Consider the following 14,566-nt stretch of genomic DNA (forward strand, 5'->3'; position numbering starts at 1 on the left):
CCTGCCTTGCGGTTGAACTGGCGGTGGCGATCCCGATGCCGCCGCCAGTTCACAACTTCAATGCGTCCTTACAAGTACAATAAAACGGAAAAGGGATATGGCAGGTTATATTGCGCATCGCCTACTGTGGTCGATCCCGACATTGATCGTTATCACGATTGCCACATTCGTTATCATTCAGCTTCCACCGGGTGATTATGTAACAGCATACATTGCAGAACTGGTAGAAACTGGTGAAGTTATTGATGCGGAAACAGCTGCTCACATTCGTCATGAGTTTGGTTTGGACCGTCCAATGTACGAGCAGTTCCTCACATGGATCGGCGGAATCCTGCTTCATGGTGACTTCGGGCTGTCTCTCGACTGGAAACTTCCGGTATCTGAGCTGATCTGGGATCGTATCGGTCTCACCCTGCTGATCTCCATGCTCTCATTGTTGATGACATGGACGATCGCTATTCCAATCGGCGTATATTCCGCCACGCGTCAGTATTCATTCCTTGACCATCTGTTCACCGTTCTTGGCTTCCTCGGGCGCGGTATTCCAGACTTCCTACTCGCCTTGGTGCTGATGTGGATGGGCTTCCTCTACTTCAACTTCCACGTTGGCGGATTGTTCTCGCCAGCCTACGAAAATGCACCGTGGTCCTTTGCCAAATTCGGCGACCTTCTCTCCCACCTTTGGGTACCCGTTCTCGTACTCTCTACCGGTGGTGCAGCTGGCCTGTTGCGCATCATGCGCGCCAATATGCTGGAAGAGCTGGGCAAACCGTATGTTGAGACCGCCTATGCACAAGGCTTAAGCGAACGACAGGTCGTCTGGCGCTACCCGGTGCGCGTTGCTCTCAACCCGTTCATCTCCACCGTAGGTTGGGCATTGCCTGCACTCATTTCTGGCGATGTCATCACAGCAGTGGTGCTGAACCTCCCGACAACCGGCCCACTGCTTCTGCGCTCCTTGCAGAACCAGGACATGTATCTGGCTGGTGGCTTCATTCTCATACTGAGCGTCTTCACCATCATCGGCACGTTGCTTTCAGACATCCTGCTGGTGCTGACCGATCCACGCATTCGTCATTCGTGAGGGCACTATGTCAGAGCAAACTTTAAGTGATACTGTTGTTGAACCTGCAGTCGAGGTGAAGGAGAACTCCTCCTACACCGCCAAGCCACTGACCCTGATGTGGTGGCGTTTCAAAAAACATAAACTGGCCCTGTGGTCTCTGGGCGTGATCATCCTGCTTTATCTGGTTGCTGCATTCGCTGGTTTTCTGGCGCCGTATGATCCATTCAAGCACAACAGGCTTCACCCGTTCGTGCCGCCGCAGTCCATCCACCTGTTTAGCGAGGATGGCACGTTCCAGGGCCCGTTCGTCTATGGCCTGAAGCGCCAACGTGATCCGGAAACCGCTCGTCTTTCTTTTGAGGAAGATACCAGCAAGATCAATCGCATTCGGTTCTTCGTCGAAGGTGACAAATACAAGTTCTGGGGTCTCGTCCCAACCAAACTGCGCTTGTTCGGCGTCGAAGGTCGTCGCAACCGGGTTTACATCCTGGGGACAGACAAACTCGGTCGTGACCTGTTCTCTCGTTTGGTCTATGGCGCTCGTGTCACGCTCTCCGTTGGTTTGATCGGCGTGTTCTTCTCCTTCGTGATCGGTATTACACTCGGCAGTCTGGCAGGTCTCATCGGCGGAACAATTGATACCGTCATCCAGCGCATGGCCGAACTCGTCCGCTCCATTCCAACCATCCCGCTCTGGCTTGGTTTGGCAGCTGCTCTTCCGGTGAATTGGGATCCGATCCTCGTTTACTTGCTCATCACGGTCATTCTGGCATTAATCGGCTGGACCAACCTTGCCCGTGTGGTGCGTGGCCACTTCATGACCATCCGCAATCAGGATTTCGTGCTGGCAGCTCGTCTGTCTGGTGCTTCCAAAACCCGCATCGTGACCCGTCACATGCTGCCATCCATGACGTCCTATGTGATCGCAGCAATCTCATTGGCAATCCCGGAAATGATCCTCGGTGAGACAGCACTCAGCTTCCTTGGTCTGGGTCTGCGTCCTCCGGTCATCAGTTGGGGCGTGCTGTTACAGGATGCTCAGAACCTGCGCTCAATCGCTCTGGCTCCGTGGCTCCTCATTCCTGGCGTGGCGATTGTAGTGACAATCCTTGCTTTCAACTTCCTCGGCGATGGCTTGCGTGATGCTGCCGATCCCTATCAGAAATAAGGAGAACGGATCATGCAGGATGAAACCATTCTCGAAATCAAAGATCTCAACATTTGCTTTGAAATGCGTGAGGGGACCGTCAATGCCGTTAATGGCGTCAACTTTTCGGTCAAACCAGGTGAAGTGCTCGGCATCGTAGGCGAAAGCGGCAGCGGAAAGTCCCTGAGTGCCCGCTCCATCATGAACCTGCTGCCCCGCAACGCAACAGTCACCAATGGTTCTGTAAAGTTCCGCAAGAGCGATGGCGAAGTTGTCGATATCCTTGCTGAAAAGCGAGAAAGCCGGAAGATGCGTGAACTGCGCGGTGGTCATGTAGGTATGATTTTTCAGGAGCCTATGACAGCTCTCAGCCCGGTGCATTCCATCGGCAAACAGATCATGACCACGCTAAGCCTGCATACGGACCTTCCCAAAAAGGCGCAGGTAGAACGGGCAGCAGATCTGTTGGCTATGGTGCAAATGCCAAAGCCTATGGAAATGCTGAAAAAGTACCCACATCAGCTCTCTGGCGGCATGCGTCAGCGTGCCATGATCGCCATGGCACTCTCCTGTAACCCAAGCCTGTTGCTGGCTGATGAGCCCACAACCGCGTTGGATGTGACCACTGAAGCGCAGATCCTCGATCTCATCATGTCCTTGCAGGACGAATTGAACATGGCGGTGATCTTCATCACCCATAACTTCGGTGTGGTGGCAGAAATCGCAGATCGTGTCTCGGTTATGTATCTGGGCAATGCGGTGGAAACGGCTGCCGTAGATGACATTTTCTACAATCCAAAGCACCCGTACACCCGTGCACTGCTGCAATCCATCCCGCGTTTGGATGGGCAAAAGCGTCGCCGTCTGCAAACAATCGAAGGCATGGTGCCTGATCCGTTCAACCTGCCAACAGGCTGCGTGTTCCACACGCGCTGCGCTGAAAAGGTGGCAGGCAAATGCACCAGCCAGATCCCTGAGCTGACGTATTTTGAAAACGATCAGATGGCGCGCTGCCATCTCCATCAGGCATAAGGGCGAACTCTCATGACAAATATTCATGTACCTGATGATGCGCTGATCAGTGTTGAAAAACTGCAGATGCACTTCCCGATTAAAAAGGGATTCCTGGGCAGAGAGCAGGGCGCAGTCAAAGCCGTAGATGACGTGTCTTTTTACATCAGAAAAGGCGAAACTCTGGGTATTGTGGGTGAAAGTGGCTCCGGAAAATCCACCACCGCACGTGCTTTGCTGCGAGCTTATGAACCGACCGGCGGGAAAATACGCTTCAAAGATCCGGATGGTGTCTGGCATGACCTGACGCACAAGTCCGAAGCTGAAATGCGCAAGTTACGCCAGCACATGCAAATGATCTTTCAGGATCCTTATGCATCGCTCAACCCACGTATGACACTGCTGCAATTGGTCAGCGAACCGCTCGTCAACATCGGCTTGACCAACAAGAGCGAACTGGAAGACCGTGTTGCGGATCTGTTAAGCAAAGTGGGCCTGCGCCCTGAGAACATGAGCCGCTATCCTCACGCATTCAGTGGTGGTCAGCGCCAGCGCATCGGCATTGCCCGCGCCTTGGCACTGAACCCGACATTCATCGCAGCTGATGAATCCGTATCAGCTCTGGATGTGTCCATCGCCGCGCAGACCATCAACCTGCTTCAGGACCTGCAAGAGCAGATGGGGCTGACCTATCTCTTCATCACCCATGATCTGAGCATGGTGGAACACATCAGTGATCGCATTGGCGTGATGTATGCTGGGCGCTTGGTGGAGGTAGCAGACACAGCCAGCTTCTTTGAACAGCCGCTGCATCCGTATTCGGAAGCTCTACTGGCCGCTATCCCAATCCCTGACCCAAAGCGTGCCCGTGCCAAGAAACGTGGCCTCGTGAAAGGGGAGGTAGCTGATCCGGCGAACTTGCCAGTGGGCTGTGCGTTTGCCAGCCGGTGTCCGCATGCATCTGAGCATTGCCACATGTCCAATCCGGAATTGACTGAAACAGCAGGTGGTCGGTTCGTCCGCTGCCATCACTCTGCTGACCTGAAGCTACAAGGGGCCAACTATGACCAATAAAAACGGAAGCCTCATTGCCTTGAGGCAGGGTCTTCAGGAAACCGACGAACTTAACCTTGCGCGTAAATTTGCACCAGTGCTGCGACTGGACAGATCAGAACCATGGCGCCCGACCGCTATCGGGTTCACGGTCTTTTTGGAGGCAGGCAAGTCTCCAAGTAGCAAGTTTGAGATTGCGCCTAAAGCTGACCGCGTCATCGAATACGCGATCTTCTGGGACTATGACATTCAGCATCTTTACGACCTGGAACACATCTGGATTCATCTGGGTGCAGACGATCAGGTTGTCGCCGTTGAAGCATCTCAGCACGGCAAGCGCGTTGAAATGAAGAACGGTGACGCACTGCCAATTGAAAATGGCCGAGTCACGCTTTGGGCGGAACCTGGCAAACACGCCCACTTTGCATCCTGTGACGCCATGAAGGAACGCGAAGCTCACACCCGTTACGAGTGCTCGTTGGGGGCGGGGTTACATGGTGTTCATATGGGGAATCCATTCTCGCAAGAGTTTGGTGAGGTCACTCCATATGAACACCGCCTCGCACGCCTGCAAATGCAACGTTTGGTGATGGAACCATCCTACGGCGAAACTCTGCGCTGGGATTGTGCTGAAGACGATCTGGTGCCATGGGCTCGTTCGGAGAGCTGGATCCCTGAGCGGGTGAAACACCTCATCAACGACCTGCGCAAAACCCTTCCGCATCTCAAAGCCATCTTTCTGGATTGTGGTGACACGCTCATCGATGAAGGCACTGAGATTAAAAAGGAAGGCAGTGATGTTGCCTACGGTGCTGAGCTCCTGCCACATGCCCGTGAAGCGCTGAACACGCTGGTTGCCCGCGGTTACCGCCTTGCTCTCGTGGCTGACGGCCCACGCGCAACCTTTAAGAATATTCTGGGACAGCACGACCTGTGGGATCATTTCGAAAGCCACACCATTTCAGGTGATGTGGGTGTTCTGAAACCAGATTACAGAATGTTTGAGTGCGCCATGTCTTCACTCGGGCTGAGCGAAACAGATGCTGGCAGTATCGTTATGGTTGGCAACAACCTTGAACGTGACATCAAAGGTGCGAACGAAGCAGGTCACAAGAGCATCTTCCATAAGTGGACGCAGCGCAGAAATGTGGATCCGCAAGACGCCAGTGAAGAGCCTACTCGGATCATCGCTTCGCTTCACGAGCTGGTCAGCTGTATCGAGCAAATCGAGCTTTCGCTTACCTGAAGTCCCATAAAAGATACCCCATTTACAAGGAGTGGTTTTGTGCCAAAAACACAATTCCCCTGGCAGATCAAAAAGGGTGAGCCCTTAAGCTATTGGGAGGTCTCTGGGCTGACGGAGACACCCTTTGCTGGCGAGGCAGATACTTTGCCCGACAAAGTGAACTACACCTACATCAACGGTTTTACCGATGTCGGCGACCTCCCATGCCGCATTGCCTTCTGGAATGACATGAAGGGCAGGGATGTTCCGTGTCCGCATGATTCCCAACTGGCTGAAACTCGCATCCAGTCGTCACAGTCCGTGTTGGACTTCAGCGGCTTTTGGTTCTGTCCAACCCATCTGCAACGCGTTTTGCGCTGTGTGGTGAACGCACCAGCTACAGGGAACTATCAGTTCCGCGTCCGCACAGCCGGCGGTGTACGTGTCTGGTTGAGCGGTGAGCCCGGTTTTGCATTCGAGCCTCTGGTTCGCAATAAACCGCAGGAAAGCCTCGAAACGCTTGCTCTGTTCAAAGGTGCGAATGAAATCATCGTGCATCTGGAAGACATTGCCGAGCGCGACACCGTTTATTCTCTCGAGCTCCTCTATGAGGGCTCAGAGGAAACTGACGCTGATTTGCAAGTCGGCCTCAGTACCACATACGATGCAAAGGCCTTGAGGGTAGCTGAAGCGTTTATCTCCAGCATCCAACCAGACAAGCTCTATTACTCTGAAGGAGATGTGGAACTGCAGTTTGAAGGTTCCTTGCCAGAAGACGCTCAGGTCCACGTTGAAACTCTGCCACTGCTTAAACCAACTCTGGCGGGCAGCAAGGGCACCTATACCTTGCCCAAAGGCGCAAATCGTCTGGTCGGTCCACGTGTCGATGATCTGGCTCCGACCACCAATCTCGTGCGGGTCACCTTGTTCACCCAAGGCCTTGGTGTTGCACGGGAAGTGGGCGTTGTCTGCCTGAAGGATCTGGAAAAGGGCACTGGCTCAACACTGGAAGAGCGCCGCAATGAGCTTTTAACAGCCAGCGCACAGACTGGCGAAAGCCATCTCTCCCATGCTTTGGCAAAGCTACATGCGGGCATTGATCTGGACACAGCCAGGAAGCTGCTTCTTGAAGCGCTAAGCAAGATTTCCCGCCGCGAAGATTGCGCCGACTTTGCGTTCCTGCCATTGCTCTGGATCTGGAAAGATCATGCATGGACAAAGTTCACAGAGCAAACCTGGCGCCGTGTCCGCTCTACAATCCTCGGCTTCCGCTACTGGTTTGATGAACCGGGCAACGATGCCATGTGGTTCTGGAGTGAAAACCACACGCTCTGCTTCCATGCCTCCCAGTACCTTGCTGGAACCATGTTCCCGGAAGATCTCTTCCTCTGCTCTGGCAGACAAGGCCAGCATCAAAAGCAGGTTGGCTATGAGCGGCTGTTGATGTGGTTTGAAACCGTGGAACGGGACGGTCTGGCAGAGTGGAATTCTATTCCATACTACCCGATCGACTTTATCGGCCTGACAGCACTGTATCATCTGGCACCGGATGCTGACATCCGTGATCGCTCCAAAGCGCTCATGGACTCTATATTCCAAATGATGGCCCTGCACACCCAGTCCGGCCTGCCTGCTGGCTCCATGGGGCGGTGTTACGACAAGGATATCTTCGCAGGCCCGGCAAGCGAACTGGCAACACTCTGCCATTTTGCATGGGGTAACGGCTTCGTGTCCTCCGGCAACTTCGCCTCAACGCTGATTGCGCTGAGCGACTACGTACCGCCGGAAGAAACCAGCACATATGCGTCGGTACCTGAAGGACGTGCTCTGGAAACCAACTACACGCAGGGTCATGAACACGCAGGTAAGCTTAAGCTTTATAAAACTGCGGACGCACAGCTTTCCACCGTCGTAGACCACAAAACCGGGCAACACGGCCACCAGCAGCATGTGCAGGATGTCATGCTCGCAGGCAATCCATACGCACGGTTCTGGATCAACCATCCAGGTGAAACTCAGGTCTGGGGCAGCGGGCGACCTTCTTACTGGTCCGGCAACGGAACGCTTCCGCGTGCGGATCAAACGGGCCCGGCGGGTCTGATGATTTTCAATGCCGCCGAAAACGAGGTTGACTTCACCCACCTCTATGCGCCTTTGCACATCTGCGATGAGCATGAGCTCACTGGCAACTGGCTCTTTGCTCGCGTCAAAGACGGTTTCACCGCCTTCTACACCGCAAATGGCATGGAGCCACTGCAAACCGGCTGCTTTGCCGGTGTTGAGTTCCGCAGTTCAGGGCGCCGCAATGCGTGGGTGACTGTAACAGGCTCAGCTCAAACCGAAACCTTCGCAGAGTTCAAGGCACGTCTGCTCGCCAGCAACATCAGCTGGAATGCAGAAACATTGTCCTTAAGCGTTGAGATCAACGGGCAGGGCAACCTCTCGCTCAACTGGGAAGGCGAGTTGCTCGTCAACGGCAAGCAAAGTGTCTTCGAAAACCTCAGCCCGGTTCCACGCATCGGTCTGAAACGGCTTGATCAGTCCAGCTTAACTCAGGAGGCAGCTCATGTTTGAGACATCCAGGCTTGAAGACGCTCTGGCTCTGACTGCAGATGGCTTCCGCAGTCTGAAGGGCATCAACGATACCCCGTCAGAACTCGACAATGACGGCTCCATTCACTTTGATGAATGGGACTGGGAAGTCGGTGTAGGTCTCTACGGCTTTTACAAGCAGGCTTGCAAGACCGGCGATGAGCGCATGAAGCGCAACCTCGCCAACTGGTATGACATGCAGATTGCCCGTGGCCTGCCATCGCGCCAGATCAACTCCACAGCCCCCATGCTCTGCCTTGCTTTGTTGGCTCGTGAAACCAACAACCAGCGGTGGAAGCAGATCGTGACCGATTGGGCTGAGTGGTTGATCAACGATATGCCCAAAACCGTTGATGATGGCTTCCAGCATCTGGTCAAGGAGCGCGAGAACGACGGTCAGCTCTGGGATGATACGCTGTTCATGGCAGGTCTGTTCATGGGGGTGGCTGGCGATTGGCTGAACCGCCCTGATTGGGTGGAAGAAGCCTACTACCAGTTCCTTGTCCATGGCCGGTACCTGTCAGATCCGGTGAGCGGCCTCTGGTATCATGGCTGGACCTTCCTGGGGAACCACAACTACGCCGAGGCCTTCTGGGCCCGCGGCAATGCGTGGATCACGATAGCCGTGCCGGAACTGTTTGAGCTGGTTGGTGAACGTTATGGTCCGGCAGCGCGCCAGATCAAGGCGCTCTACTGCCGTCAGGTGGAAGCCTTGCTGCCTCTCCAGTTGGAAGACGGCATGTGGCCAACTCTGTTGGATCAGCCGGATTCCCCACCAGAAACCTCCGCCACCGCAGGCTTTGCCTACGGTCTGCTGCGGGGCGTGAGAACAGGCATCCTGCCGGAAAGCTACTTGCAACCCACACTCAAGGCTGCGGCTGCGGTTCTGCAGCGGATAGATGCAGCTGGGATCGTGCAGGAAGTCTCCGATGGCACGGCCATGGGGCATGATTTTGAGTTCTATCGGAACATTCCGAACACTCCCACACCATACGGGCAGGCACTGGCAAGCCTTCTTTTGATTGAACTTCTTGCCGCTGAGGAATTATTGCAAGATGTCGCTTAATACACACCATGTCACTGTCACAGACGGCGAAAAAGACATAACGCAGGCCGTCCAGCAAGCAATTGACGCAGTTCACGCAGCTGGCGGTGGTCAGGTCGTGCTGCCAAGAGGGAAGTGGGTCTCAAAGGCGCTGAAACTAAAGTCTTTTGTAGACCTGCACCTGCCAAACGGTTGTGAGCTTTCCTGCTCCACCGACTATGCAGACTATGAAGCCGGCAAGGTCTCCGTCATTGCGGAAGATTCTGACCGTGCTTTCATCACAGCGCGCGATCAGCAAGGCATCTCCATTTCCGGCAGCGGTACCATTCATGGCCACAGTGCAAAATGGTGTGGTCGTGAAGGTCTCTTTGAAGGGACGTTCTGGCCCAAGATGCTACGCCCGCGTATCGTCGTCTTCGAAAACTGCAAAGACGTCAGCCTCACAGGCATTTCTATTGTTGAAGCGCCTATGTGGACCATCCACCTGATCGCCTGTCATCAGGTGAAGGCAGAAGGTCTGCGCATTCTCAATGATATGCGTATGCCAAACACCGATGGCATCAACTTCGACAGCTGCACCGATGCCTCTATCTTCAACTGCGTGATCCGCGCAGCCGATGATGCGGTTTGCGTAAAAACCTGCCGCAAAGAAGATGAAAGCCTCAATGGGCCGGCAGAGCGGATCATCGTCAGTAACTCCATCCTCTCCTCAAAGTCCTGTGCTTTGAAGATCGGCACGGAAACCTATCAGGATGTGCGGGATGTGCTGTTCACCACCTGCACAATCACCGAGTCCAACCGCGCCTTCGGCATCTTCTCCCGCGATGGCGGAGATATCGAGCGCATTCGCTTCTCCAACTGCACCGTTCAATGCGAGCAGACACCAGACGGGTTCTGGGGCAGCGGCGAGGCGATCACCATCAATGCCCTGCCGCGTGTCGCTGGCGACGTGCCGGGTTACGTGCGTGATGTATCTGCTGATGGCATCACGGGCCGGGCACAAGGGGCCATCAACATTGTCGGTCACGAAGCCCAGAAGATCGAGAGTGTTTCGCTCAGCAACATCCAGCTCACACTGGAAACCGGCAAGTTCTCGGATTCCTACTATCTCGACCTGCGCCCAAGCCCGCACGATGTAAACCTACTCGATAATCCCGAGCAAGGCCGCCGCAACGCATGGGTCAAAAACGAGGCAGGGCAAGTCCTTGGCCTTGAGCCCTATCCGAACGGATTGCCGGGTCTCTGGCTGGATCATGCCAACAACGTCCGTTGCAACGATGTTGTGATCCACAGACCCGCACCGCTGCCGAAAGGCTGGTCGACGGAAGAGGCGGAACTCGGCCACGTCACCAACGTTTGCTTCAGCAAACCTGCAAGTTCTCACAGTGTTGTTTAGGAATAGGACATATGCTGAAACAGTTTGATTTAAATGGAAAAACCGCAATTGTAACCGGCTGCGATACAGGTCTCGGTCAGGCCATGGCCGTTGGCTTGGCAAAGGCGGGCTGTGATGTGGTCGGCGTCAACGTGGTCGAGCCAAAAGAGACAGTGGACTTGATGGCGGATACTGGCCGCAAGTTCTTCGATCTGCGTGCCGACCTGAGCAACAAGGAAGCTCTACCGGGCATCGTTGCTGATGCTGTCGCGGCCACTGGACAGGTTGATATTCTCGTCAACAACGCAGGCATCATCCGCCGCGAAGAGGCGCTGGACTTCTCAGAAGACGACTGGGATGCGGTGATGAACCTCAACATCCGCTCGCTCTTCTTCCTCTCTCAGCTGGTTGCAAAGCAGTTCGTGAAGCAGGGCACCGGCGGCAAAATCATCAATGTTGCCTCCATGCTTTCCTATCAGGGCGGCATTCGCGTGCCATCCTACACCGCCTCCAAAAGCGCAGTTCTGGGCCTGACCCGTGCATTAGCAAATGAGTGGGCAAAGCACGGCATCAACGTCAACGCGATCGCACCCGGTTACATGGCAACCAACAACACCGCAGCGCTCCGGGCGGATGCTGATCGTAATCAGGCCATTCTGGACCGCATTCCGGCGGAGCGCTGGGGCGAACCGACGGATGTCGCAGGACCATGTGTCTTCCTCGCGTCTGAGGCAGCCTCATATGTCAACGGCTTCACCATTGCTGTCGATGGCGGCTGGCTCGCCCGCTAACTGAAACACAAAACCAAAAGCAAACAACGCGCAGTTGAAAAGTTGAGCGACTGGAAAAGTGTGCTCAATTGCCGAATTTTAGGAGATCACCATGGAAGTAAGACAAGCAATTCACAGCGACCACGCTAAAACATTGGATACAGAAGGCTTGCGCCGTGAGTTCCTCATCGAAAGCATATTTGCTGCCGATGAAATCACCATGACCTACAGCCACGTAGACCGCATCATAGTAGGTGGTGTGATGCCGGTGAACACAGAAGTCGTCTTGGCGGCAGACTACGGCAAGAAGCTGGGCGTTTCCTACTTTTTGGAACGCCGCGAAATCGGTTTCATCAACGTGGGTGGCCCGGCTGTCATCACAGTAGATGGTGAAACCTACGAAATCGCACAGGAAGAAGCGCTTTACATTGGGATGGGTGCAAAAGATGTGTCTTTCAAAAGCATCGATAAGCAGAACCCGGCCAAGCTCTATTACAACTGCGCCCCGGCTCATAAAACCTATCCAAACAAGAAGGTAACTCTGGCAGAAGCCTCTCCGGTCACTCTGGGCGATGCTGAAAACTGCAATGAGCGCACGATCAATAAGTACTTCGTGCCGGATGTACTCCCAACCTGTCAGCTGCTCATGGGCATGACCAAACTGCATCAGGGCTCCATCTGGAACACCATGCCAGCGCATACCCATGATCGTCGTATGGAAGTATATTTCTACTTCAATATGAAGGAGGATGCCGCAGTGGTGCATATGATGGGCGAACCGCAGGAAACCCGCCACTTGTTCGTTCACAACGAGCAGGCAGTGATCTCCCCAAGCTGGTCCATCCATAGCGGTGTCGGCACCCAGTCCTACACCTTCATCTGGGGTATGATCGGTGAAAACCAGGAGTTCACCGACATGGACCACATCGCAGTTCCTGATCTGAAGTAAACAACATCTAATCTTTGAAATGCCACAAGCCCCGCTCTGAAAAGGAGCGGGGCTTTTTGCTTGCCTGAAGGATGCTTGGCTCAATATCCCCAAGATCTAAGTATGGAAAAATAGGCGCAAATTGTCTCAGTTGTCGGGCAGGCTCTTGCCTTTAGCGTGCTTCGGGTGGCCAGAGTGCATCCGCAATAAAGCCATATAACCTCTGATATTTTTGCACTTACCTCTCATTGTTCAGGTCAGGCGCTCTTTCAGTATGCCTGAATTAAACTGGAAGAATTCTAGAAATTGACTCGCGCAAACGTTTGCGCAAACGGTTGCGTAACCCATACGCGCCTGCTAACGTCTCTTCAATCGAGACAACGCGGAGGAACTGCTGCAATGAAGAAGGGCGTACTTTTAAACGCTCCGGTCTCTAGCATTATCTCTCATATGGGCCATGGGGATGGTCTGTGTGTTGGAGACGCCGGGCTCCCAATTTCCAAGGATGTCGAGCGCATCGACCTTGCCATTACAAAGGGTTTGCCGGGCATGCTGGAAACGGCAAGCGCGATCACAGCTGAGATGCAGGTAGAGCGGGTTGTCATTGCTGAAGAGCTGATTGAACACCAGCCAGCTTATCACTTGCGCCTGCGTTCACTCATTGCCGAAATCGCAAAGTGTCAAGGCAACAGCGTAGAGACCACAACTGTCTCTCATGAGGAATTCAAGGCATTAACTGGTAAATGCCGGGCGGTGGTGCGCACGGGAGAATGCACGCCCTACGCCAATGTGATTTTTTATTCAGGCGTAACGTTCTGAGGGAAATCTGAGATAATTCGGGCTTTGGGAGAGGACACCCAGTGACAACCCTTCTTGAACTTCAGGGAATTGAAAAATCCTTCTCCGGGATCAACGTGCTCAAATCCGTTGATCTGACGATCCGGGCTGGGCGCGTTGTGGCGCTGGCCGGTGAAAACGGAGCCGGTAAATCAACCCTGATGAAAATTATATCGGGCATCTATCAGCGCGATGCAGGCACGGTGACCTACAAGGGCAATAAGGTCAAATTCACTACGGTACGTCAGTCCATGGATGCCGGAATTGGTATTATCCACCAAGAGCTTAATCTGCTGCCTGAACTGTCCGTTGCTGAGAACATCTATCTGGGCCGTGAACCCACCAAACTGGGCAAAATCCAGTGGGATGTGATTGAGCGGGAAAGCAAAAAATACCTCACTCTGTTGAAACAGGATATCGATCCTAAAACGCCACTGGGCAAGCTCTCCATCGCGCAGCAGCAAATGGTTGAGATCGCCAAAGCGCTCTCGCTGAACGCTGAAGTGATCATCATGGATGAGCCAACAGACGCGCTCACCGATATTGAGACAGCAATCCTGTTTGAAGTCGTGGACGAGCTGCGGACGCAAGGCAAAGGTCTCGTGTTCATCTCGCACCGTTTGGGTGAGATTTTCCAGATGTGTGATGACATCGCCATTCTGCGCGATGGTGAGATGGTCCATCAAGGGCCGGTCTCTGAAATCACCGAGGACGATCTGATCCGCCATATGGTGGGCCGGGAACTTTCCGATCAATATCCTTTCGTTCCAGCCGCTCCGGGTGATGTGCGCATCGAGGTTGAGAAACTGACTGCGCATGGTGCAAAAGAGGTCTCCTTCACAGCCAACGCCGGTGAAGTTGTAGGGTTCGCAGGCCTTGTTGGAGCAGGGCGCACAGAGCTTGCTAAGGCAATCTTTGGTGCAAACCCAATCGACAGCGGCACAGTTAAGATCGATGGCAAAGAAATCCGCCTTAAATCACCACAGGATGGTGTCAAAGCACAAATCGGCTACGTCACTGAAGACCGCAAGCAGGAAGGTCTCGTCCAGTCACAGGAGTTGAGCACCAACATGTCCCTCACAGGGCTGGACCGGTTCTGCAACGTGCTCGGGTTCGTCAACAAAGCCTCTGAAGCAGTCACCATCAGCGAGTACATCGAAGCGTTCGCCATCAAGACCAGAGATGCAAACACCATCATCTCCAATCTGTCCGGCGGCAACCAGCAAAAGGTCTCCATCGCCAAGTCATTGGTGCCGGAACCCAAGGTCCTCATTCTTGATGAGCCCACGCGCGGCGTGGATGTAGGCGCAAAACGCGAAATCTACACGCTCATCAACAAGCTGAAGGCAGAGGGTCTTTGCATCCTGCTGATCTCCTCCGACATGCCAGAGCTTCTGGGTATCTCTGATCGCATCCACGTCTTGTCCAGCGGCAAGTTGACCGGATCGTTCGCACGAGCCGAAGCCACTCAAGAAAACATTATGCGCTGCGCCGTTGCTGGCCAAACGAACGGGTAA

At 54.1% G+C, this 14,566-nt stretch carries 12 protein-coding genes; all 12 read left to right on the top strand.

Annotation, left to right across the window (positions count from 1 at the left end):
- The first annotated feature begins 97 nt into the window (after positions 1-97).
- The 12 genes from PsAD5_RS09650 (at position 98) to PsAD5_RS09705 (ending at position 14,566) form a co-directional block, all read left to right on the top strand.
- Complete coding sequence (locus tag PsAD5_RS09650; protein ID WP_063291949.1) at positions 98-1,084, top strand: ABC transporter permease; 987 nt, start codon at positions 98-100, stop codon at positions 1,082-1,084.
- A gap of 7 nt (positions 1,085-1,091) precedes the next feature.
- Positions 1,092-2,234, top strand: coding sequence for an ABC transporter permease (locus PsAD5_RS09655; protein WP_063291950.1), 1,143 nt, complete (start codon positions 1,092-1,094; stop codon positions 2,232-2,234).
- Between the two features lie 12 nt (positions 2,235-2,246).
- Complete coding sequence (locus tag PsAD5_RS09660; protein WP_063291951.1) at positions 2,247-3,245, top strand: ABC transporter ATP-binding protein; 999 nt, start codon at positions 2,247-2,249, stop codon at positions 3,243-3,245.
- Positions 3,246-3,257: 12 nt separating this feature from the next.
- Positions 3,258-4,298: an ABC transporter ATP-binding protein gene (locus PsAD5_RS09665; protein WP_063291952.1), complete on the top strand. Its 1,041-nt coding sequence runs from the start codon at positions 3,258-3,260 to the stop codon at positions 4,296-4,298.
- Positions 4,288-5,523 carry an HAD family hydrolase gene (locus PsAD5_RS09670; RefSeq protein ID WP_063291953.1) on the top strand — a complete coding sequence of 412 codons (1,236 nt, stop codon included), beginning with the start codon at positions 4,288-4,290 and terminating at the stop codon, positions 5,521-5,523. Before PsAD5_RS09665 ends, PsAD5_RS09670 begins: the two co-directional genes overlap by 11 nt.
- A 39-nt stretch (positions 5,524-5,562) precedes the next feature.
- The gene (locus tag PsAD5_RS09675) at positions 5,563-8,076 is read left to right on the top strand and encodes a hypothetical protein (protein ID WP_063291954.1); all 2,514 of its coding nucleotides are present in this window, start codon (positions 5,563-5,565) and stop codon (positions 8,074-8,076) included.
- Positions 8,069-9,160 carry a beta-galactosidase BglB gene (bglB, locus tag PsAD5_RS09680; RefSeq protein WP_063291955.1) on the top strand — a complete coding sequence of 364 codons (1,092 nt, stop codon included), beginning with the start codon at positions 8,069-8,071 and terminating at the stop codon, positions 9,158-9,160. The genes PsAD5_RS09675 and bglB overlap by 8 nt, the downstream gene beginning before the upstream one ends.
- The gene (locus PsAD5_RS09685) at positions 9,150-10,535 is read left to right on the top strand and encodes a glycoside hydrolase family 28 protein (protein ID WP_063291956.1); all 1,386 of its coding nucleotides are present in this window, start codon (positions 9,150-9,152) and stop codon (positions 10,533-10,535) included. Before bglB ends, PsAD5_RS09685 begins: the two co-directional genes overlap by 11 nt.
- Positions 10,536-10,546: 11 nt before the next feature.
- A complete protein-coding gene (kduD, locus tag PsAD5_RS09690; RefSeq protein ID WP_063291957.1) occupies positions 10,547-11,305 on the top strand; it encodes a 2-dehydro-3-deoxy-D-gluconate 5-dehydrogenase KduD in 759 nt (252 codons plus the stop codon).
- A 91-nt stretch (positions 11,306-11,396) separates the two neighbouring features.
- A complete protein-coding gene (gene kduI / locus PsAD5_RS09695; RefSeq protein ID WP_063291958.1) occupies positions 11,397-12,233 on the top strand; it encodes a 5-dehydro-4-deoxy-D-glucuronate isomerase in 837 nt (278 codons plus the stop codon).
- 378 nt (positions 12,234-12,611) lie between these two features.
- Positions 12,612-13,031: a D-ribose pyranase gene (gene rbsD / locus PsAD5_RS09700; RefSeq protein ID WP_063288553.1), complete on the top strand. Its 420-nt coding sequence runs from the start codon at positions 12,612-12,614 to the stop codon at positions 13,029-13,031.
- A gap of 41 nt (positions 13,032-13,072) precedes the next feature.
- A complete protein-coding gene (locus PsAD5_RS09705; RefSeq protein WP_063291959.1) occupies positions 13,073-14,566 on the top strand; it encodes a sugar ABC transporter ATP-binding protein in 1,494 nt (497 codons plus the stop codon).

It is taken from the genome of Pseudovibrio sp. Ad5 (assembly GCF_001623095.1).
Classification (GTDB): domain Bacteria; phylum Pseudomonadota; class Alphaproteobacteria; order Rhizobiales; family Stappiaceae; genus Pseudovibrio.